Source organism: Telluria beijingensis, from assembly GCF_030770395.1.
Lineage (GTDB): Bacteria > Pseudomonadota > Gammaproteobacteria > Burkholderiales > Burkholderiaceae_D > Telluria > Telluria beijingensis.
Map to the genome: position 1 here is coordinate 1,377,702 of NZ_CP132480.1, position 21,391 is coordinate 1,399,092.

The following is a 21,391-nucleotide window of genomic DNA, read 5'->3' on the forward strand; positions in this document are numbered from 1 at the left end:
GCAAGGAAAAAAGGAACTTGAGGGTAAAAAAAGATTTTTTTACTGGGCTCAAGCTGAACCCTGAGCCAGCCCGGCCGGGTCGCTGCTCCCCGGTTTCTTGTCAAATCGCCAGTGACGATGACGCGTTCAGGTCCGCAGCAGCTTGTATAGCCTGGACATCTCGGCCCAGCCGCTGTCGTACAGCGCTTCCCGGACGCGGGTGGCGTACGACGGATCGTGCTGGAAGCGGCGGCAGTGCAGGTTGACTGTCGAGGCCAGGGTCGCGCTCGATGGCGGGTCGCCTTCGGTATTGCATTGCACTGCCAGCAGCATGCGCAGCAGGCCGAAGCGGGAAATCAGTTGCAGATAACCGTCGTACGGAGATTTGCCATTGAATGGAACAAACTGGCTATAGATCTCGTTGACTACATAGTTTTCGAGCAACCATGGGGTGGGCAACAAGGCTTCGTCCAGGCGTGCAAGGCCGCGCCGGTAAGCGCCGACCAGTGCCTCGGCGCTGACTTCGCCATGGGCATTCGCGCCGAACCGCGAGGCGATCTTTCGCATCATGGCTTGCTGGAATGGCGAAGTTGCTTCAAACCCTTTTTCTGCCCACAAGGTGGCAAATACCATCGCCTGGGACGTATGGTCGGGTTGGATCGGTTCCAGCACCGCCATCAATTCGCCGTTCTCGATCAGGCGTACGAAGTCGTCGATCATGGTGGGGATGTTCGCCTGTTCATTCGCCGAGCACAGCTGGGTCAGGGTCTCGCAGAACGTGCCCAGCAAGGCCAGCCGCTGCCACAGGGGCAGCTCGCGCGTGCGCATCAGGTTCATGCAGAACATGCGGACTTCGGACATCAGCTCGGGTGCGATGCCGAAGGCCTGGTTGACCGGGCTGAGCATCGGCAAGCGCAGCTGGACCGGGGCCTCGACGAAATCGAATGCGTCCTCCGCCAGCAGCGCCAGCCGTGCTGCTTCCGGACACGACAGGGTAATCGATTGTTCGACCTGGCCAAGCAGGCTGCGGTTCGTGCGCGGATAGGTATGACAGGTATGCGACAGGTAGGATTCGCCCAGGTGGGCCTGTACCGCACACATGCTGTCCTGGAGCGCCGGACATTGCTTTTGCGCACCGATCGTCTTGATCATGGCGTATTCGCCAGTATTCGCCGGATTATCCCGGCGTAGCATATTGGCATTCAGCTGCTCGAACGCAGGGTTGTCCTCGGCGCGGTAGGCCTTGTAGCTCTTCTTGTCGATAAAGATCGTCCAGCCGGAACAGCACGTATCTTCGCAGCTGGGGCCAATGCAGCGAAAGCGTTCCACGAAGCGCGGCATGAGGGCGGAGACGGACTGGGTGCGGTGCAGGATGGGCATGGATCATCGGCCTGGTCGAGGGGAACGTCGCGCAGTGTAAGCCATGCAAGCCATCCCTCAATCCGCGATCACCACCCGATTCTTGCCGCTATTCTTGGCTTGGTACATCGCCTTGTCGGCGCGCGCCATCAAGGACGCCTGCTCCTCGTTGGGCACCCGCAGCGCCACCCCGCACGAGAAGGTGATCAGCATCTTCTCGTTATCGTGCAGGAAAAAGTGTTTGGTCAATTCCCGTTGTACCCGCACCATGGCCGCCGCCGCCGCCTCGACCGTGGTCTCGGGCAGCAGGATCAGGAATTCCTCGCCGCCGAAGCGGGCGATCACGTCCATCGAGCGCAGGGTGTCGCGCACCACCTTCACCAGGTGCTTGAGCGCGGCGTCGCCCGCCATATGGCCATAGGTATCGTTCAGGCGCTTGAAGTTGTCGAGGTCGAGCAGGGCCACGCACAGCGGCGTTTTTCGCCGGTCGGCGCGCGCGCTCTCGCGCTCGAACACGTCGTCCAGGCCGCGCCGGTTCAGGCTACCGGTCAGCTGGTCTTCGCGCACCAGCTCGCTCATATGCTGCAGCTCGGCTTCCAGCTCGCGGATGCGCTGCTCGGCTTCCTGCACCTCCTTGTGCGCGCCGACCATGCGGTCGCGCGAGGCCAGCGCCTCGTCCTGGGCATTGCGCATCTCGCGCAGCACCTCGTCGAGCACGCCATTGATCTCGGTCACGTCGGTGGCGTTGCCGATCCGTTCAGAAAAACCGCCCAGCCGGGCATGGTAGTCGCTGGTCGAGGCGGCGGCCGAGCCGAGGCGGTCGATGAAGGTCATCATCATGTTCTTCATGGTCGCCCGCACGTCGTCGATGCCGTGCTTCAGGTGGCCCTGCTTGACGATCACGTCCTTCAGGCCGCGGGTGGCGTCTTCCAGCGCGCGGGTGTCGAGCGGGCCCTTGATCAGGTCCTGCACCACCAGCACCTGGCCGCGCATATAGTTGTCGTCGTCGAGGAGGCCCTCGATATTGTCGAGCAGCAGGCGGAACAGGCGCAGCAGCAGTTCCTGCTGCTCGGCGCCGTCGTCCTTGCGCAACTCGATCTGGTAGCACAGTTGCTTGAGGCGCGCCGCGATGTCCTGCAGCTCGGCTTCGCCGACCGCGGTCTTGACGGCCGCCCCGAGCGACTCGGCCTCGGCCACCAGTTCGGCGTCGCCGTCCAGCAGCGAGGCGCAGGCGAAGGACAGGGTGCGCGCCAGCATCTCGCGCAGCAGCACGGTATCGGGCTCTTCCTCTCCCAGCGCCATCACCGGCGTGTTGCGGCGCAGGTGGCGTTCGGCCATCTGGCCCAGGGCCTGGGTATAGCCGGTCCAGTCCTCGGTCTTGACGGCGCGCGCCATGCGGCGGCCGTATTCGGACAGCTCGCCCGGCGTCTCGGCCATGCGCCGCGCGAAACCGGCCAGCACCTCGAGCGCCCCCGTGTCCTGCACCGCAGCAGGCGCGGCAGGCGGAAGGCCGGCGATCTCGTCATAGATCGCGCGATAGTTGTCCGGCGTCGGCGCGAGCCGGCGCGCGGCGAGGCGGCGGAACGCTTCGCGTGCGATCTCAGCGGGGTTGGCGGGCTGGTTCACGGTGGGCGCAACGGAAATGGACGAGGTGGACATGGAATGCTGCGCTATGACGGATTCGCGGGATTGGCGTCATGATAATCAGCTTTTTTGCCGTATATCAATTAAAAAACGGTAACAATGCGTTTGGATGCGCAGGTTGCCGTTCCGGCGCAACGGAATGTCACATTCAATCCACCAATCCGTTACGGATCGCATAGGTCGTCAGCTCGGCGCTGGACTTGAGTTTCATTTTGACTAACAGCCGGGCGCGGTATTCGCTGATGGTCTTGACCGACAGCGACAGTTCGCGCGCGATCTCGCTGACCGTCATGCCCGAGGCAATCATGGTCAGGGTCTGGTACTCGCGGTCGGACAGGCCCTCGTGCACCGCCGCCTCGTGGTCTTCGCCGATCGCGCTGGCCAGGGTCTGCGCCAGCGCGGCGCTCACGTATTTCTGGCCGCCCGCCACCTGGCGGATCGCCGTCACGAGCTCGCGCGGCGCGCTCTGCTTGGTGAGATAGCCGGAGGCGCCGGCCTTGAGCGCGCGGATCGCGTACTGGTCTTCGCGGTGCATCGACAGCATCAGCACTGCCAGTTCGGGTTTGTCTTTCTTTATCTGCTTCAGCACGTCGATGCCGTTGCGGTCGGGCAGCGAGATATCGAGCAGCATCACATTGGCCTTCGACTTGCCCACCAGGCGGGCGGCGTCGACGCCGTTCTCGGCCTCGCCGGCCACATTGATGTCGCGCTGCTCGGCCAGGATCTGCTTCAGCCCTTCGCGCACGATGGCATGGTCGTCGGCAATGAAAACACGGATGGATACTTTGTCGGTCATTCGATTGTTTGTTGGTCTTTGTCCGCTGCCGGAGCCAGCCTGGTCTTGATGGTCACCATCGTGCCACCTCCGGGCGCCGCCGACAAGGCCAGCGTGCCGCCCAGGGCGCTGGCGCGCTCGCTCATGCCGCGCAGGCCGAACGATTGCGGCTTGAGGCGGTCGGCGGCCTGGATGCCGCGGCCGTTGTCGCAGATCGACAGGGTCAGCAGCCTGCGCTGGCGCCGCAGCGACACCGTGACCCGGGTCGCGCCGGCGTGCTTGGCGATATTCGTGAGCGCTTCCTGGAAGATGCGGAACAGGGCCGAGGCGTGGTCCGGTTCGAGCTCCAGGTTTTTATCCGGGCAGCGCATGACGACGGCGATCCCCATCTGCTTCTCGAATTCGCGCGCCTGCCACTCGAGGGCAGCCACGATGCCCAGGTCGAGGGTGGTGGGACGCAGGTCGAGCGAGATGCGGTGCACCGCCTCGATGGTGCGGTCGACCAGGTCGTCGACATACTCGGCTTTTTCGATCAGGGCCGGCTGGTCGGCGGGCAGGCGCGCCGCCAGCATGGCCAGCGCCATCTTGATCGCGGTGAGGTTGCCGCCCAGGTCGTCGTGGATCTCGCGCGCGATGCGGGTGCGCTCGTCTTCCTTGGCCTGCTCGATGTGGGCGGTCAGTTCGGCCAGGCGCTCGCGCGAGCGCAGGGAATCTTCCTGCTCCTGCTTGCTGGCCGAGATATTGGTCATGATGCCATCCCACTGCACCGCGCCGTCTGCTAGCTGCTGCGGGGTGGCGCGCAGGTTGATCCACTTGACGTCGTTCCAGGCCGGGATGCGGATCCGTCCTTCCCAGTTCCAGGCCGCCAGCGCGGCGGCCGACATCTGCATCGCCTCGTGGTAGGCGCGCCGGTCCTCTGGCAGGATCAGGCCTTCGAACAGGGAAGGATCGCGCTGCAGCTCGTCGGGCGCCAGGCCGAGCAGGGCGCTGCAGCCGTCGTTCAGGCAAGGGAAGCTGGTGCGGCCGTCGGGGTGGAGGACGAACTGGTAGACCAGGCCCGCGGTGGGCGGATGCTCGGCATGGAAAGAGGAGGGCAGGTTCATCGGTTTGTCTCGTCGCTTCTTCTGCGCGCGCTGCGTCTGTTGACCGCATGATACGTGAAACACGGCGCAGGCAGCGCCAAGTCTCGTTACAATGCGGTCATGAACAAGGCATTCGTAAAAGAGTCAGATAACGACGACGATGAAGAGGCGTTGGCCCTGGCGCAGGCGATTCCCGCCGGCGCCAAGAACTACATCACGCCGGCCGGCTACCAGCGCATCAAGGACGAGCTGCTGCAGCTGATCGACGTCGACCGGCCCGAGGTGGTGCGCATCGTGCACTGGGCCGCCTCGAACGGCGACCGTTCCGAGAACGGCGACTATATCTATGGCAAGCGCCGCCTGCGCGAGATCGACCGCCGCATCCGCTTTCTCACCAAGCGCATGGATTCGGCCTTCGTGGTCGATCCGACCGTCCATTACGGCAACGACCAGGTGTTCTTCGGGGCCACGGTCGGCTATATCAACAAGGCGGGCGAAGAGCACACGGTGACCATCGTCGGCGTGGACGAGCTCGATCCCTTGAAGGGCAAGATCAGCTGGGTGTCGCCGGTGGCGCGTGCGCTCACCAAATGCCGCGAGGGAGATGTCGTGCCGCTGCAGACGCCGCTCGGCATGGACGAGCTCGAGATCGTCTCGGTCGAGTATCCCGAACCGGTGGCCGACTAGGATCTTGTATCGCTGCTAAGATGGGGGCATGAACCGACCTCACGACCCGACGTCCGGGATGGACGCCCTGGCCGCGCTGCGCGCCGCCACTTCCGAACGCCATGAACGCCTCGACAGCGGCTTGCCGTTGTCCGGGCCGGCTCCCGATCTGAACGACTATGCCCAGCACCTGACGCTGGTGCGCGACTGGCTGGCGCCGCTGCAGGCCTGGCTGGACGGGTTCGCCGATGGCCCGCAAATCGTGCTGCCGGCGGTCGAGCGGCTGGCGCTGATCGATGCCGATCTCGCCGAGCCCGGCATGCCCGCGCCGCGTACGGCGGCCTTGTCCGACCCCTTGCCGCTGGACGCCAGCGCCGCTTATCGCTGGGGCGTGGCGTATGTGATCGAAGGCTCGCAACTGGGCGGCAAGGTGTTGTATGGGAAGTTGGCCGAGCCGCTGGCGCCGCATCCCTTGCGTTATTTGCGTGGGGCGGATGAAGGGCCTGGTCCGCGTTGGCGCGCCTTCATGCTGGCGTTGAAAGAACACGTGAAGTCGCCCGACGAGATCGCGGATGCATGCGCGGGGGCGTGCGCGGCGTTTGACAGTATCCTGGGACTGAGTGTCGACAAATCGGCGTAATGACGACCCGCTCCCCCAGCACGTCGTTACCGCCACTGGAGGTAACGACTTCCCGCGCAGGCGGGAACCCAAGTTTGCTTGAGCAGCTACTACGCTCGACTTCCATGTGATGCGACGAACATGGGTACCCGCCTGCGCGGGTACGACGTGCGTAGGAGGGTCACCGTATATTACGCCCGCTCGCGCTCTACCCTGTTCACCCCAGCCACCCGGCGCAAATTGCGAATCAACTGCGCCAGATGCACCCGATCCTTGATCTGGATCGTGAAGCGCAGCTGCGTCATGCTGTGCTCGTCATCCTCGTCCATGCCAACATAAGTGATGTTGGCGTCCGACTCGCCGATCTCGGCCGCCACGCGGGCGAGGATGCCTTTTTCGTTGTTGATCAACAGGCGGATGCGGCAGTCGAAGCGGCGGTTGAGGTCGTCGCCCCATTGCACGGCGATCCAGCGATCCGGCTCCTTGGCGCGGATGCGCTTGGCCGGCAGGCAGTCGCAGGTATGGACCACCAGCGCCTGGTCGCGCCGCAGCTGGCCGGTGATCTGGTCGCCCGGGATCGGCAGGCAGCACGGCGCCAGCTGCACCGCCACGCCTTCGCTGCCATAGATCGTGACCGGCGCGATCTCGCTCGACGGCAGCGGCTTGTGCGAGGGCAGCAGGTCGGGGTCGCCTTCCATCAGGCCGAAGATGTGGCGCGCCACCAGGGCCGGCATGCGCTTGCCGATGCCGACATCGGCATACATCTCGTCCATCGAGTTGGCCGAGGTCTCGGCCAGCAGGCGTTCGATGACGGCGTCCGGCAGCTCGGGCTTGATATTGCGCACCGCCAGCGCCTGCGCCAGCAGCTCCTGGCCCAGTTCGACCGATTCGTTGACGTCCACCGCGCGCAGGTGGTGGCGGATCGCCGAGCGCGCTTTGCCGGTGCGGACGAACGTGAGCCAGGTCGGGCTCGGGCGCGATTCGGGATCGGTGATGATCTCGACGATGTCGCCATTGTGCAGCTCGGTGCGCAGCGGCTGTTCTTCGTTATTGATCCTGACGCCGACCGTGTGGTCGCCGATGCCGGTGTGGATCGTGTAGGCGAAGTCGAGCGCCGTGGCGCCGCGCGGCAGGGCGATGATCTTCGACTTGGGCGTGAACACATAGACCGAATCGGGGAACAGGTCGACTTTCACATGTTCCAGGAATTCGGCCGAGTCGCCCGTTTGCTGCTGGATGTCGAGCAGCGACTGCAGCCAGGCATGGGTGCGGTGCTGCAGGTCGGAGATGTTCGAATCGCCGGTCTTGTACAGCCAATGCGCCGCCACGCCGCTCTCGGCGGTGCGGTGCATCTCCTGGGTGCGGATCTGGAATTCGACCGGGGTGCCGTAGGGGCCGATCAGGGTGGTGTGCAGCGACTGGTAGCCGTTGATCTTGCCGATCGCGATATAGTCCTTGAACTTGCCCGGCATCGGCTTGTACAGGGCGTGCAGGGTGCCGAGCGCCACATAACAGTTGGGCACGCTGTCGACGACGACGCGGAAACCGTACACGTCCAGCACCTGCGAGAACGACAGGTGCTTGTTGCGCATCTTTTTATAGATGCCGTACAGCGTCTTTTCGCGGCCGTCGACTTCGAACTGCAGGCCGCTCGACGCCAGCTGGGCCTTGACCGCCTCGAGGATCTTCTTGACCACTTCGCGGCGGTTGCCGCGCGCGGCCTTGATCGCTTTCGACAGGGTCTGGTAGCGCAGCGGATACAGGTGCGAGAACGACAGGTCTTGCAGCTCCCGGTAGATGTTGTTGAGGCCGAGGCGGTGGGCGATCGGCACATACACTTCCATCGTCTCGCCGGCGATGCGGCGCTTCTTGGCCGGCACCATGACGCCCAGCGTGCGCATATTGTGCAGCCGGTCGGCGAGTTTGATCAGGATCACACGCACGTCGGATGCCATCGCCAGCAGCATCTTGCGGAAATTCTCGGCCTGCGCTTCGAGCTGGCTCTGGAACTCGATCTTCTCGAGCTTGGACAGGCCGTCGACGAGGTTGGCGACCTGGGCGCCGAAGCGCTCGATCAGTTCGTCTTTCTTGACGTCCTGGTCTTCGATCACGTCGTGCAGCAGGGCGGCCATGATGGCTTGCGCATCGAGCTTCCACTCGGCGCAGATCTCGGCGACGGCGATCGGATGGGAGATATAAGGTTCGCCCGACTTGCGGACCTGGCCCAGGTGCATCTCGTCGGAGAAGCGGTAGGCTTCCTTGACCTTCTTGAGTTCGGCGGGCGTGAGGTATTCGGACAGCTTCGCGATCAGCTGCGTGACCGAAGCGACGCCAGGTGCGACTGGTTCGACATAGTCCGGCGGACGATTGTCGGCGCGCCTCTCGCGAGGAACGGGGTTGCGTGGATTGGTCGAATCTGGAGACAGGTTCATTACGTTAATCGTCAAGCCGTAGTAGGAACAGAATAACAGAAGACGGGATAACGCTAATCCAGGCAACCCCGAAGGGATTCACCAAATTACATCGGCACTTTTTTCAGCATTTCCAGACCGACCTTGCCGGCGGCGATTTCGCGCAGTGCGACGACGGTCGGCTTGTCCTTGGCTTCGACTTTCGGGGTGTGGCCTTGCAGCAACTGACGAGCACGGTAGGTAGCGGCCAGGGTCAGCTGGAAGCGGTTCGGGACGTTCTTGAGGCAGTCTTCGATGGTGATGCGGGCCATGTGTGTGCTCCTGATATGCAAAAAATTCAGTGTAAAACGCGGGGACAACGACAACGGTGAAAGCGCGCCACATTGGCGCGCTGATCAGGATTGAGGTTGATGCGCGTGGATTCCCAGCTGGGCAAACAGCGTAGCGTTGCGGGCAGCCTGTTGGGCGAACCGGCAGCGTGTCGCTTTGACAATCGCCTGCAGTTCGGCCAGGGCGACGTTAAACTCTTCGTTGATGATAGCATATTCGAACTCCGGCGCGTGCGCCATCTCGCCGCCGGCCGCCAGCAGGCGGCGCGTGATGATGTGCGGTTCGTCGGTGCCGCGCTTGTGCAGGCGCTCTTCCAGCGCCTCGATCGACGGCGGCAAAATGAAGATACCGGCCGCTTCCGGGAACAGTTTCTTCACCTGACGTGCGCCCTGCCAGTCGATCTCGAGCAGGATGTCGGTGCCGTTCTTCATCTCGTGTTCGACGGTCAGGCGGCTCGTGCCGTAGTAATTACCGTGCACCTCGGCCCATTCCAGGAATTCGCCGCGTTCGGCGCGGGTGACGAAATCCTCGGCGCTCGTGAAGTGGTAGTGCTCGCCATCCTGCTCGCCCGGGCGCGGCTGGCGGGTCGTGGTCGAGATCGACAGCTTGATGCCGGGTTCCAGGGCCAGCAGGGCATTGACCAGGCTCGACTTGCCGGCGCCGGACGGGGCGGCGACGATGAACAGGCTGCCGGAGAAGGCGTGTGGGAGCATGGGAAATCCTTTGTTAAACCGTTTTGCCGCGCATTCGATCATGCGGCGGCAGTGATAATTACGCTAGCATAAATACGTCGTTCCCGCGCAGGCGGGAACCCAAGTTTTTGGCGTCTCGATAACGCTTGCAAACTTAGGTTCCCGCCTGCGCGGGAACGACGGTGTTGAGACTGACAAAAAAATAAATTCAGGTGCTGAACAACGTCAGCCGATTACTCCAGATTCTGCACCTGCTCCCGCATCTGCTCGATGAGCAATTTGAGCTCCATCGACGCATCGGCCAACTCCTTGACCGACGCCTTGGCGCCGAGCGTATTGGCCTCGCGGTTCAGTTCCTGCATCATGAAGTCGAGGCGCTTGCCGACCTGGCCGCCTTTTTTCAGGATGTGCCGGGTTTCATTCAGGTGGGCCGACAACCGCGACAGTTCTTCCGACACGTCGATCCGGATGCCGTACAGGGTAACTTCCTGGCGAATTCTTTCCAGCACTTCCTGGCGCGTGAGCGTCGACGGATTGCCGTGGCCGGCCAGCCCCAATGCATCCTGCATACGCTCGACGGCCTTGTGCTGGAATTGCGAGATGACTTGCGGGATCAGCGGGGTGATGCGCTTGACGATCGCTTCCATCGCCTCGATGCGCGATTGCAGCATGGTCTCGAGCGCCGCGCCTTCGCGCTTGCGGCTGTCGACGAAGGCGGCGATGGTGGTGGCGGTGAGGGCGGCGACGTCCGCCTGCAGCGATTCCTGGCCGATTGTGGATTCTTCGATCACGCCGGGCCAGCGCAGCAGTTCAGCCACCGTCATCGGGGATGCCTGGGCAAAATGGCGGGTCACTTCGCCCTGCAGGCGGGCGAGGTCGGCCAGCAATTCCTGGTTCAGCGCCGACGAGCCGCCGCTGACCTTGCGGCCGAAGGACAGGCGCACCTCGACCTTGCCGCGCGTGATCGCGGCCATGATCGCCGAACGCAGATCGGGTTCCAGCGCGCGCAATTCGTCATTGATGCGGAACTGCAGATCGAGGAAACGCGAGTTGACGCTCTTGATTTCGATCGTGAGGGTTCCGGCAGCGCCTTCGCTGGTGGCGACCGCATAACCTGTCATGCTTGAAATGCTCAATGGGATCCCCGGTTTTTATTCTTTACAAAGCCGACATTTATCCACACAATCGCCCTGTTTAGCAAGGAAACCCACTTGGATGGCTGCACAGAATAACGCTCCCCTGCCCGATGGGCTGGACATTGCCGGATACCGCATTGTAAAGAAAATTGCGTCCGGTGGGTTCAGTATTGTTTACCTTGCCTATGACGGCGAGGGCAATGCGGTCGCCATCAAGGAGTATTTGCCGAGCGCGCTCGCGCTGCGCCAGCCGGGTGAATTGATCCCCGTGGTCGCCAAGCCGCACCTGGCCGTGTTCCGCATCGGGCTCAAGTGCTTTTTCGAAGAAGGCAGGGCGCTGGCGCGCATCGTGCACCCGAACGTGGTGCGGGTGCTGAACTTCTTCCGGGCCCACGATACCGTGTACATGGTCATGGCCTATGAATCCGGCCACTCGCTGCAAGAGCATATCGCGCGCGCCGCCGCCAAGGGCAGCCGCCCCGGCGAGCAGTTCGTGCGCAAGGTGTTTACGGGCGTGTGCGCCGGCCTGCGCGAAGTGCATGCCAACAAGCTGCTGCACCTCGATCTCAAGCCGGCCAATATCTACCTGCGCACCGACGGTTCCCCTTTGCTGCTCGACTTCGGCGCCGCGCGCCAGACGCTGCACAGCGACGCGCCGATGCTGGCGCCGATGTACACGCCCGGCTTCGCCGCGCCCGAACTGTCCACGCGCGGCGCCAGCCTGGGACCATGGACCGATATCTACAGCCTGGGCGCGGCCATGCTGGCCTGCATGAGCTGCGCCACGCCGCAATCGGTCGAGGCGCGCCGCGCCGACGACCGCCTGCTCGACCAGATCGACCGGCTGGGCGGCAAATATTCGCCGGCGCTGATCGATCTCGTGCAATCCTGCCTGGCGCTCGATCCGCTCGCGCGTCCGCAGAGCGTGTTCGCGATCCAGAAGGCGCTGCAGGCCGTACCCGCGCAGCCGGCGGCGGCGCAGCCGCAGCCCGGCGCGCGCGCCGGCTGGCGCGGACTCGTCGACCGTCTCGGCGCCTTCGGGCGCGGCCAGGGGTAACCATGCAATTTTCCGTCTACCAGCAAAGCCATATCGGCGGCCGCAAGGTCAACCAGGACCGCATGGGCTACTGCTTCACCCGCGACTCGCTGCTGCTCCTGCTGGCCGACGGCATGGGCGGCCACCAGAATGGCGAGATCGCCGCCACCATTGCGCTGCAGACGGTGTCGATGATGTTCCGCATGCAGGCGCGTCCCTACGTGAAGCGGCCCGAGCGCTTCCTGGAAGAGGCGCTGCTGCAGGCCCACCACGATATCCAGGCTTACGCCGCCAAGCACGGCCTGCCCGAGATGCCGCGCACCACCGTGGTGGCCTGCCTGGTGCAGCACAACTGCGCCGTCTGGGCCCACGCCGGCGACTCGCGCCTGTACTGGGTGCGGCGCGACCAGGTGCTGGCGCGCACGCGCGACCATTCGCACTTCGAGTACCTGGTCGACCGCGGCCGCGCCGACCCGCGCGAACGCGCTACCCACCCCGACCGCAACAAGCTGTACAACTGCCTGGGGGCCTCGAGCGCACCGAAGATCGCGCTGTCGCACCAGGTCAGCCTGCAGCCGGGCGACCTGCTGCTGCTGTGCTCCGACGGCCTGTGGTCGATGCTGCCCGAGACCGAGATCGTCCACCGCCTGACCACGAACGGCGTGGTGCAGGCGGTGCCGGAACTGGTGCAGATGGCGGCCGCGGTCGGCGGCGCCCAGGCCGACAACACCACCGCGCTGGCCATCGCCTGGCAGGGCGCCGACACGCCGGGCGGCGAGCTCCCGAACGTGATCTCGACCCAGATGCTGGGCGAGGACATGGTCAGGTCCACCATCGTCGCCGGCGATCCGGCGCCGGAGGGGGCGGAGGCCTTCGGCGACGACGATATCGAAAAAGCGATTGCCGAGATCCGTGCGGCGATCGAAAAATCATCCCAAGTCATCAAATAAGCAAGCAAACAAGAAAGAAGAGCACCATGACATTTGAACAGCGCCCCAGTGGCCGCGCGGTCGACCAGCTGCGTCCAGTTTCCATCACGCGCAGCTATACCCGGCACGCCGAAGGCTCGGTGCTGATCGAGTTCGGCGACACCAAGGTGATCTGCACCGCCAGCATCGAAGAGAAGGTGCCGGGCTTCCTGAAAGGGAAGGGCCAGGGCTGGCTGACCGCCGAATACGGCATGCTGCCGCGTTCGACCCACTCGCGCATGGACCGCGAAGCCGCGCGCGGCAAGCAGAGCGGCCGCACCCAGGAAATCCAGCGCCTGATCGGGCGCTCGCTGCGCGCCGCGTTCGACCTGGAAGCCTTCGGCGAACGTACGCTGCACCTCGATTGCGACGTGATCCAGGCCGACGGCGGCACCCGCACCGCGGCCATCACCGGCGCGATGGTGGCGGCCCATGATGCCTTCGGCAAGCTGGTGGCGGCCGGTCTCATTCCCGCGATCCCGGTGCGTCACTTCGTGGCGGCGGTATCGGTGGGCGTCTACCGCGGCATGCCGGTGCTCGACCTCGACTATCCCGAAGATTCCGGCTGCGACACCGATATGAACGTGGTGATGACCGATGCGGGGCACTTCATCGAAGTGCAGGGCACGGCCGAAGGCGCGGCCTTCGACCGCGCCGGCATGAACCGTTTGCTGGACCTGGCGCAGGCGGGTATTGCGGATTTGATTCATTTGCAAAAGCAGGCCTTGCGGCTGGATTGACCGGCGCGAGCGGCGTGAAGCCGGTAAAATAGCCGGTTCATCCAATCCATCACGCATAGCCATGACCCAACGCCTGATCCTCGCTTCCAACAATGCCGGCAAGCTGAAGGAGTTCGCCCAGCTGCTCGGTCCCATCGGTTTCGAACTGCATCCGCAGGGCGAATTCGACGTGCCGGAGGCCGAAGAGCCGTTCGGCACCTTCGTCGAAAACGCGCTGGCCAAGGCCCGTCACGCCTCGCGCCTGACCGGCCTGCCGGCGCTGGCCGACGATTCGGGCGTGTGCGTGAATGCGCTCGGCGGCGCGCCGGGCGTGCATTCGGCCCGCTTCGCTGGCGAGCCGAAGTCGGACGAGCGCAACAACCGCAAGCTGGTGGCCGAGCTGGCGGCCATGTGCGACAAAACGGCCTATTACTACTGCGTGCTGGTCTATGTACGCCACCCGGACGACCCGCAGCCGGTGATCGCCGACGGCTTCTGGAATGGTGAAATCATCGTGAACCCGCGCGGCGAGAACGGCTTCGGCTACGATCCGCATTTCCTGATCCCGTCGCTCGGCAAGACCACCGCCGAGCTGGCGCCGGACGAAAAGAACGCACTGTCCCACCGCGGCCAGGCGCTGCGCGCGCTGGTCGAGAAACTCAAACCCGCCTGACGTGATTCCGCTGAAATGATCCCGATTAAAGTCGCCGGCCCGACGCCAAGCGAACCGCGTTCGCCGGCCACCGCCGCACTGCAATACCTGCAGCCGGGCGCCTTGAACCTGGCGGCCTTGCCGCCGCTGTCGCTATACGTCCACTGGCCCTGGTGCGTGCGCAAATGCCCCTACTGCGATTTCAATTCGCACGAAGCGAAGGGAGAATTGCCCGAGCAGGCCTACCTGGACGCGCTGCGCCTCGACCTGGAACAATCGCTGCCGCTGATCTGGGGCCGCAAGATCCATACCGTGTTCATCGGCGGCGGCACGCCGAGCCTGATGTCGGCCGCGGGGCTGGACCGTTTGATGTCCGACCTGCGCACCCTGCTGCCGCTGGAACTCGATGCCGAGATCACGATGGAAGCCAATCCCGGCACCTTCGAGGCCGAGCGTTTCAAAAGCTACCGCGAGAGCGGCATCAACCGCCTGTCGATCGGCATCCAGAGTTTCAACCCTGCGCACCTGAAGGCGCTTGGCCGCATCCATGACGGCGATGAAGCGCTGCGCGCGGTCGAGATCGCGAAGAACACCTTCGACAACTTCAACCTCGACCTGATGTACGCGCTGCCGTCGCAGACGCTCGACGAAGCGCGGCGCGACCTGGAGACGGCGCTGTCGTTCGCGCCGCCGCACCTGTCGCTCTACCACCTGACGATGGAACCGAACACGGTGTTCGCCAAGTACCCGCCGGCGCTGCCCGACGACGACCTGAGCGCCGACATGCAGGACATGATCGCCGCGACGATGGGCGCCGCCGGCTACCAGCACTACGAAGTCTCGGCTTACGCCCAGCCGGGCCGGCGCGCGCGCCACAACCTGAACTACTGGCAGTTCGGCGATTACCTCGGCATCGGCGCCGGGGCGCACTCGAAGCTGTCGTTCCCGCACCGCGTGCTGCGCCAGGCGCGCTTCAAGCAGCCGGCATCCTTCATCGAGGCGGCGAATCGCGGCAATCCGGTGCAGGAAGAACACGAGATCGCGCGCGCCGACATGGGGTTCGAGTTCATGCTCAATGCGCTGCGCCTGACCGGCGGCTTCGATCCGAACCTGTTCGGCGAACGCACCGGCATGAATATCGGCGCGATCGCGAAGAAGCTGGACGAGGCCGAGGCCAAGGGGCTGATCTACCGCGACCACAAGCTGATCAAGCCGACCGAGATGGGGCAGCGTTTCTTGAATGACCTGCAGGAGATGTTCCTGGCCGATTGATCACGTCTCGACCGCGCCGGCCAACCCGCCCAGGGTGCGCGCCAGGCCATCGACGATGCGCGCCATGCCGTCGTAGTCGATGCGATCCTGCACCGCGCCGGGCGGCGCTTCGGCGCGAAAATACGGAAAGCGCAGGAAGCCGGCATCGGTGATCACCAGCGCCGGACTGTCATTCGGCGCACCATGCCTGGACAGGGTCAGGCCCATCGCGTGGGCCGGCGCCGCCAGCCCCTGGCGCGCCAGCAGCGGGTCGCTGCGCAGGGCGGCGAGCGCCTGGCGTACCTGCGCCGAGGCTGCGTGCGTGCCCACGAAGGCCATGAAATTGCCGCCATCATGGTGGCGCGCATCAGCCGCCTGGTCATCGCGCATGAAGAACACGAAGCGGATCTCGGTGCCGAGCGCGGGCTGCAGCGCCTTGGCGGCGCGCGCCAGTTCGAGCACGGCGGCCGTGCTGGCGGCGCCCATGATGGCGTCAAAGCCCAGGTGGGCGCCGACGATGAAGATGCGGTCGGCCCGCGCGCCAGGCGCCACCCTGGATACGGCCACCTCGACGCTCCGGCCGGCATGCGCCGCGTCGCTGCCGCGCCGCACATGCGGGGCATAGCCGTAGCGCCGCAGCGCGGTCTCCACGTGGCGCAGTGCGCCGTGGTTATCGGGCGCCACGGGCGCCACGGACGCCAGCGCCTGGGTATGCGCCTGCAGGCGCGCCGCCAGCGGCGGCTCGCCCGAGCTGCTGTCGACGGTCAGCATGGCCAGCACGATGGCCACGAGGATCGCGAGAATGACTTTCCAGTGTGAGTTGAAAAAATTGCGCATGGCATCACACGGCGCCGCAGGGCGCATCGTCAGCAGTCGATAAGCCCAGTGTAGTCAAATCGCCGGCGACGTGCGCCGGCGCGCGGCGCAATTCCGCGTCACAACTTGGAGAAAACCGGTCCCGTCGGCTTGCGCTGCCCGGCGCGCATGCGGGCCCGGCGCCGCTGCCACCACAGCAGCAGGCCGGTCACGCCGAGCGCGGCCAGCACCAGGCCCAGCAGGCCGACGGTCGCTTCTCCCGCCACGCCGCCCAACTCGCCCGTATGCAGTGGATAGACGATGGAATTGATGCGGGAGCCGGGATCGAGGCCGTCCCAGCGCTGGCGCGCCAGCACTTCGCCGCTGCGCGGATCGAGCCAGACGGTCGAGCGCCCATTGGGATGCGGGTCGTCGGGCACCTGCATGCGCACGGCCAGCGGCCGGTCCAGCTGCGGCGTGTACAGGAACAGGCCGATGCGGCCATCCGGAAACGCCGCCTGCGCGGCGGCGGCCAGCGTGTCGAGCGAGGCCGCCGGGCCGGAACCCTGCGGCAGCCTGGGCGCCGCGACGACCGGCGCGCCGGCCAGCCAGCTGATCCAGCCGCCGATCGGGCGCCAGGCGAGGTAGGCGCCGGTGGCGATGCTGACGCCCAGGATCAGCGCGAACACCGCGCCGCCCGTGCGGTGCAGGTTGAACGCGGCGCGCGGCCATCCTTTACCCAGTTCGATGCGCAGCGAGGGCGGCCAGCGGTGCGGCCACCACAGCACGATGCCCGACACCGCCAGCAGCAGGTAGACGAGGGCGACCACGGCCAGGATCGCCTTGCCGGCCTGCCCCAGCCACAAGGCGCTGTGCAGGCCGTGCAGCAGCGACACCACGCTCTCGTGCTCGCCGCGCCGGCCCTGCTCGACGCCGCTTGCCGGATGCAGGTAGAGCGCACCGCGCCATTCCCCGCGCACCAGGACCTCGAGCGTGGCGCCGGCCTCGCGCGGCGGGCGGAAGGTGAAGGCCGCCCTGGGGCCGAATTCGGCGGCCAGGCGTAGCCGCAGCGCTTCCAGGGAAACCGCCGGCGCCGCTGGCTGCTGCGCAGCCACGAAGTAGGCCGGATGCAGCCAGCGATCCAGCGGCCGCGCCACCACCAGCAGCGAACCGGTCAACCCGGAGACGACCAGGATCCAGCCCAGCCCGAGCGCAGTCCAGCGATGGGCCTTGAGCCAGAAGCCGCGCAGCGACGCGGTCATCAGTACGCCAGCCGCAGCTGGACGTAGGCCATGCGCGGCGCGCCGACCATGCGCCCGCCGTTGGTGTCGGTATTGCGCGTGTAGTAGCGGCGGTCGGCCAGGTTGTTGATCCCCAGCTGGAAGTCGGGCCCCTTCTTGTCCGCCATCTTGTAGCTCAGTTGCGCGTTCAGCACGCCGAAGCCGGGCACGCGGCCGAGCGCCGCGTTGGCGGTTTCCGCCACCGTGTTGGCGGTGTCGGTGTAGTGCTTGCCTTGTGCCGTGGCGGACAGGCTCACGGCCCAGGCGTTCCGGGTGTAGCGCGCGCCAAGGGTGCCGGTCTGGCGCGAATAGAAGGGCACGTCGCGGCCCTCGAACTCGCCCGACTCCTGGATCGCGCGTACGTAGGTGTAGTTGGCGTACAGGTTCAGGCCGGCGAGGGGTCCAGACCTGGCGAGATCGTAGTCGATGGCGAATTCGACGCCGTCGTGGGTGGTCGCGCCCAGGTTGCGGAACACGGCCGGGTTGGTGCCCGGGATCGACAGGATCTGGTTATCGAAGCGCAGGTCGAACATGGTCAGCTCGGAGCGCAGCCGTTCGCCCGCATAGCGCGCGCCAACCTCCAGCGTTTTGGCGACTTCCGGGTCGAGCGGGTTGGTTTCGGACATCGAGTTCAATTGCGTGTACTGCACCGCGCCGAACGAGGTGCTGTAGGCCGTGTACAGGGTCAGGCGCTCGTTCGGCAGGTAAGAGACGTTCAGCGACGGCAGCGCGCGGCTGTTGCGGACGTGGAAAGGCGTATCGTCGGCCGTCCCGCTCGGATTGCGCTCGCTCTCGATTTTTTCGTAGCGCACGCCGGGCGTGATCCGCCACTTGTCGTAGGCGATGCGGTCGTCGACGTAGACCGAGTGCGCGCGCGTGCCGTTCTCGAACACCTGGACGGCGCCGACCTGCTGGCCGGTGGTGCTGTTGGTCGAGTAGCGCCGGTCGGCCCCGGTCTCGCGGATGTAGCGGTAGCCGACCGTGACGTCGTGGGTGGCCGGTCTCCATGCCAGGCGCTGCGTGTAGCGCGGCTCGAATCCGCGCACCTCGTTGTCGCGCGGCTGGAAATCGTTGCGGCCCTGGCCCGCATTGGCCAGCGAGCTTTCGCGCGCGCTGTCGTAGGCATAGGCGCGCACTTCGAATTCCTGCGTGGCCGACAGGGCGTTCACGTAGCCGACGTCGACCTGGTCGCGATCGCCCTTCCAGTAGTCGGTCGGGTGGGTGTTCTGGAACGGGTCGCGCCCGTACTGGCTCGGTGTGAGGCCGCCCGGCGTCATCGACTTGACGTCGTAGTAGGCGACCTTGCCATAGACCTCGGACGAGGAACCGAGCTTGTAGCGCCACTTCAGCGCCAGGTCGTTGTAGCGGTCGTCGCTGCCGTCGCGCCAGTGGTCGCCCTCCATGCCCGAATACAGCAGGGCCACGCCGAAACCACTGTCCAGTTCGGTGCCGAGATAGGCCGAGACCTGCCGGTTCGATCCGCCGCCTTCGTAGGTGTTGTAGCGCGCCGTGGCCTCGGCCGTCAGGCCGCCCTGGCTGGGCACCGGGCGGGTCTTGAAGTTGACGATGCCGCCCACGTTCTGCGGCCCGTAGCGCACGGCGCCGCCGCCGCGTACGACGTCGATCGAATTGAGGTTGCCCAGGCTGCTTGGGGCCAGCACCAGGTTCGGCTGGCCGTACGGCGCCATCGCCAGCGGAATCCCGTCGATCAGCATGGTCGAGCGGAAGGAGTTGCGCGGATTGAGGCCGCGGATGCCGATGTGCAGGCCGACCGAGCTGCCGGTATTGCTGGTGCTGCCGCTGATCTGCACGCCGGGAATGCCGCGCAGGACGTCGGCGATGGTGGAGGCGCCGCTGTCGACGATCTGTTCGCGCCGCACCAGCGTGCGCGCGCCGCCGAAGCCCTGCACGCTGTTCTCCAGGCCGGTGCCGAGCCAGTCACCGACGACCCGGATGGTCTCCAGCATGCCGATCTCGCGCGGCGCGGCCTCCGCGGTCACGGGCGCGGCCTGGCGCCGGATGACGAAGCCTTCGCCGGACTGTGGCATGGCCTGGGCGCCGCTGCCGTCCAGCAGGGCGGCCAGGCCTTCAGGCACCGTGTAGCGTCCGTCCAGGCCGCGGCTGGCCAGGCCGGCCACGTCCTCGGGACGGAAGGCGATCGTGACGCCGGCTTTGCGCGCGAAGCCGGACAGCGCCTGTGCCAGCGGTCCGGCGGCGATCTTGTAGTGCCGCGCGTCCGGCGTGGCGGCTTGGGCGCTGGCGGCGGGCGCATGCAGGGCCGCGCCGAGCGCCGTGAATGCGATGAGCGCCAGGGCGGCAGGGGTAGTCGGCGACGCCAAAGTGATTCCTTTCGTTTGCTTGATGGCGTATAAGCCGAACCAGCGCTGAAAAAGGGACAGGAGGCGGTAAAAAAATTTGAAAATGCTCAGGAGGACGTCACCGTGACCCAGTACGCCGTCCGGCGGACGACGCGCACCGGCAGGGTTTGCGCGACGACATCCAGCACATGGTCGGTGTCGCCGAGCTGGAACACGCCGGACACGCGCAGGTGGGCCACCTCGGGCGCGCAGCGGACGATGCCGGGGCGGAAGCGCGCCAGCTCCTGCAGGAAGGCGTCGAGCCGCATATCGTCGGCTTCCAGCATGCCCCGGGTCCAGGCCGGGGCGGCGTTGGGGGCACCGGGCGCGGGCCTGGCCTGCCCGTCGAAGGACTGGGCCGAAAAGCGCACGCTGTCGCCGGCCTCGAAGATCCTGCGCTCGCCACTGGCGCGCAGCACCACCTCGACCCGGTGTTCGAGCACATGCAGTGCGGTGCGGTCTTCCCCATCCAGCGCGCGCACGCTGAAGCGGGTGCCCAGCGCGCGTAGCCGGCCGTGGTCGGTGTCGACCAGGAAGGGGCGCGGCTGGCCGTGCGCATCCGGCGCGGTCTCGACATAGATTTCGCCGCGCTCCAGTTGCAGCAGGCGCGCAGCGTCGGTATAGCGCACCGCGAGATCGGTGGCCGTGTTGAGCCGCACGGCGCTGCGGTCGGCCAGCAGCAGGGGGCGCTGCTCGCCGATGCCGGCGCGATAGACACCCTGGGCTTCGCCGCGCAGGATCTGGTAGCCGAACCAGCCGGCCGGCAGCGCCACGCTTATTGTCGCCAGCGACTTGAGTACGGTGCGCCGCTTGCTACGCGCCTGGCGCGTGAGGACGGGCACGCCCAACGCCGGCGGGACGGCGCCGAATCGTTGTTGCAACCGTTCGGCGCGCTGCCAGGCTTGCTCGTGTTCGGGGCGTGCCTGGCGCCAGTGCTCGAAGGCCCGGCGCTCGGCGTCGCCGGCCTCGCCGGAGTGCAGGCGCACCAGCCAGTCCGCCGCTTCACGGACGACCTGGGGATCGAGCGGCGCGGTAGGATCAGGCACGGCGCTTCAGCACATCGCGTTCAGGCACAGCTCGAAGCCCTGCGCCATATAGCGCTTGACCGTGCGGTCGGAAAGGCCGGTGCGCTCGGCGATCTGGACATAGGTCAGCCCTTCGAGCTGCGACAGCACGAACACTTCGCGCGCCTTGGGCGCCAGCTGGGACAGCATGGCGTCGAGCTGCTGTAGTTCTTGCTGCATGGAGACCAGTTGTTCGGGCGAGTAGGCGAGTTCGTCGGGGAGGGCGGCGAGCGTTTCCAGCCATGCCTGCTCGAGCGTGCGGCGGCGCCAATGGTCGTTGAGCAGGCCGCGCGCGATGGTGGCCAGGAAGGCGCGCGGATCGTGGATGCCGGGGACCTCGTCCGGCCGGCGCAGCAAGCGCAAGAAGGTGTCGTGGGCAAGATCTACCGCGTCATCGGCGCTGTCGAGCCGCTGACGCAACCAGCGGCATAGCCAGCCGTGGTTATCCTTATAGAGCAATTGGATGGTAGACATGATCGATCCCTCGGAGGTGTGGGGCCATGCGCTGAGGGTTGCAGAAGACAATTCTAAATGATAGCGATTATTGTTCTCATCTGCAATGACTGCCGCTTACGC

At 65.7% G+C, this 21,391-nt stretch carries 20 protein-coding genes; 7 read left to right on the forward strand and 13 right to left on the reverse strand.

The genetic code is table 11. The features are described 5' to 3' along the window. Positions 1 to 126 precede the first annotated feature (126 nt). The 4 genes from fliB to Q9246_RS06155 form a co-directional block, all read right to left on the reverse strand. Positions 127 to 1,359, reverse strand: a complete 1,233-nt coding sequence (fliB, locus tag Q9246_RS06140) for a flagellin lysine-N-methylase (RefSeq protein WP_306396248.1) — start codon at positions 1,357 to 1,359, stop codon at positions 127 to 129. A 57-nt stretch (positions 1,360 to 1,416) separates the two neighbouring features. Next, on the reverse strand, positions 1,417 to 2,997 hold the full coding sequence (locus tag Q9246_RS06145) for a GGDEF domain-containing protein (RefSeq protein ID WP_306396250.1): 1,581 nt from the start codon (positions 2,995 to 2,997) through the stop codon (positions 1,417 to 1,419). 133 nt (positions 2,998 to 3,130) lie between these two features. Further along, complete coding sequence (locus Q9246_RS06150; RefSeq protein ID WP_306396251.1) at positions 3,131 to 3,778, reverse strand: response regulator; 648 nt, start codon at positions 3,776 to 3,778, stop codon at positions 3,131 to 3,133. Beyond that, a complete protein-coding gene (locus Q9246_RS06155) occupies positions 3,775 to 4,860 on the reverse strand; it encodes a sensor histidine kinase (protein WP_306396252.1) in 1,086 nt (361 codons plus the stop codon). The genes Q9246_RS06150 and Q9246_RS06155 overlap by 4 nt, the downstream gene beginning before the upstream one ends. A 99-nt stretch (positions 4,861 to 4,959) precedes the next feature. Between Q9246_RS06155 and greB the strand changes: the two genes are divergently transcribed. Further along, a complete protein-coding gene (gene greB / locus Q9246_RS06160) occupies positions 4,960 to 5,526 on the forward strand; it encodes a transcription elongation factor GreB (RefSeq protein WP_306396253.1) in 567 nt (188 codons plus the stop codon). Between the two features lie 28 nt (positions 5,527 to 5,554). Further along, on the forward strand, positions 5,555 to 6,145 hold the full coding sequence (locus Q9246_RS06165; RefSeq protein ID WP_306396255.1) for a biliverdin-producing heme oxygenase: 591 nt from the start codon (positions 5,555 to 5,557) through the stop codon (positions 6,143 to 6,145). A gap of 170 nt (positions 6,146 to 6,315) precedes the next feature. Here Q9246_RS06165 and Q9246_RS06170 read toward each other — a convergent pair whose 3' ends face one another. From Q9246_RS06170 to Q9246_RS06185, 4 genes are all read right to left on the reverse strand, one after another. After that, entirely contained in the window at positions 6,316 to 8,556 is a 2,241-nt protein-coding gene (locus tag Q9246_RS06170; protein ID WP_306396256.1) for a RelA/SpoT family protein, read from the reverse strand. Positions 8,557 to 8,642: 86 nt separating this feature from the next. Continuing rightward, positions 8,643 to 8,846, reverse strand: a complete 204-nt coding sequence (rpoZ, locus tag Q9246_RS06175; protein ID WP_005665923.1) for a DNA-directed RNA polymerase subunit omega — start codon at positions 8,844 to 8,846, stop codon at positions 8,643 to 8,645. An 84-nt stretch (positions 8,847 to 8,930) separates the two neighbouring features. Then, the gene (gene gmk, locus Q9246_RS06180; RefSeq protein ID WP_306396282.1) at positions 8,931 to 9,578 is read right to left on the reverse strand and encodes a guanylate kinase; all 648 of its coding nucleotides are present in this window, start codon (positions 9,576 to 9,578) and stop codon (positions 8,931 to 8,933) included. Positions 9,579 to 9,790: 212 nt separating this feature from the next. Then, positions 9,791 to 10,678 carry a YicC/YloC family endoribonuclease gene (locus Q9246_RS06185; RefSeq protein ID WP_306396283.1) on the reverse strand — a complete coding sequence of 296 codons (888 nt, stop codon included), beginning with the start codon at positions 10,676 to 10,678 and terminating at the stop codon, positions 9,791 to 9,793. 94 nt (positions 10,679 to 10,772) lie between these two features. On the opposite strand from Q9246_RS06185, the gene Q9246_RS06190 reads away from it, so the two are divergent. From Q9246_RS06190 to hemW, 5 genes are all read left to right on the forward strand, one after another. After that, positions 10,773 to 11,750 carry a serine/threonine protein kinase gene (locus tag Q9246_RS06190; protein WP_306396284.1) on the forward strand — a complete coding sequence of 326 codons (978 nt, stop codon included), beginning with the start codon at positions 10,773 to 10,775 and terminating at the stop codon, positions 11,748 to 11,750. Between the two features lie 2 nt (positions 11,751 to 11,752). Further along, positions 11,753 to 12,679: a PP2C family protein-serine/threonine phosphatase gene (locus Q9246_RS06195; protein ID WP_306396285.1), complete on the forward strand. Its 927-nt coding sequence runs from the start codon at positions 11,753 to 11,755 to the stop codon at positions 12,677 to 12,679. A gap of 26 nt (positions 12,680 to 12,705) precedes the next feature. After that, the gene (rph, locus tag Q9246_RS06200) at positions 12,706 to 13,437 is read left to right on the forward strand and encodes a ribonuclease PH (RefSeq protein WP_306396286.1); all 732 of its coding nucleotides are present in this window, start codon (positions 12,706 to 12,708) and stop codon (positions 13,435 to 13,437) included. 61 nt (positions 13,438 to 13,498) lie between these two features. Next, positions 13,499 to 14,089 (forward strand): RdgB/HAM1 family non-canonical purine NTP pyrophosphatase, encoded by a 591-nt coding sequence (gene rdgB, locus Q9246_RS06205; protein ID WP_306396288.1) that lies wholly within the window; start codon positions 13,499 to 13,501, stop codon positions 14,087 to 14,089. Between the two features lie 15 nt (positions 14,090 to 14,104). Next, positions 14,105 to 15,340, forward strand: coding sequence for a radical SAM family heme chaperone HemW (hemW, locus tag Q9246_RS06210; protein ID WP_306396290.1), 1,236 nt, complete (start codon positions 14,105 to 14,107; stop codon positions 15,338 to 15,340). Here hemW and Q9246_RS06215 read toward each other — a convergent pair whose 3' ends face one another. The 5 genes from Q9246_RS06215 to Q9246_RS06235 all read right to left on the reverse strand — a co-directional run bounded on the left by Q9246_RS06215 (position 15,341) and on the right by Q9246_RS06235 (position 21,289). Then, complete coding sequence (locus Q9246_RS06215; protein ID WP_306396292.1) at positions 15,341 to 16,156, reverse strand: zinc-binding metallopeptidase family protein; 816 nt, start codon at positions 16,154 to 16,156, stop codon at positions 15,341 to 15,343. Positions 16,157 to 16,254: 98 nt separating this feature from the next. Next, the gene (locus tag Q9246_RS06220) at positions 16,255 to 17,376 is read right to left on the reverse strand and encodes a PepSY-associated TM helix domain-containing protein (protein WP_306396293.1); all 1,122 of its coding nucleotides are present in this window, start codon (positions 17,374 to 17,376) and stop codon (positions 16,255 to 16,257) included. Further along, the gene (locus Q9246_RS06225; protein WP_306396294.1) at positions 17,376 to 19,733 is read right to left on the reverse strand and encodes a TonB-dependent siderophore receptor; all 2,358 of its coding nucleotides are present in this window, start codon (positions 19,731 to 19,733) and stop codon (positions 17,376 to 17,378) included. The genes Q9246_RS06220 and Q9246_RS06225 overlap by 1 nt, the downstream gene beginning before the upstream one ends. Positions 19,734 to 19,819: 86 nt before the next feature. Next, positions 19,820 to 20,797, reverse strand: coding sequence for a DUF4880 domain-containing protein (locus Q9246_RS06230; protein ID WP_306396296.1), 978 nt, complete (start codon positions 20,795 to 20,797; stop codon positions 19,820 to 19,822). Positions 20,798 to 20,803: 6 nt separating this feature from the next. Continuing rightward, positions 20,804 to 21,289, reverse strand: a complete 486-nt coding sequence (locus Q9246_RS06235; RefSeq protein ID WP_306396297.1) for a sigma-70 family RNA polymerase sigma factor — start codon at positions 21,287 to 21,289, stop codon at positions 20,804 to 20,806. Between the last annotated feature and the right edge of the window lie 102 nt (positions 21,290 to 21,391).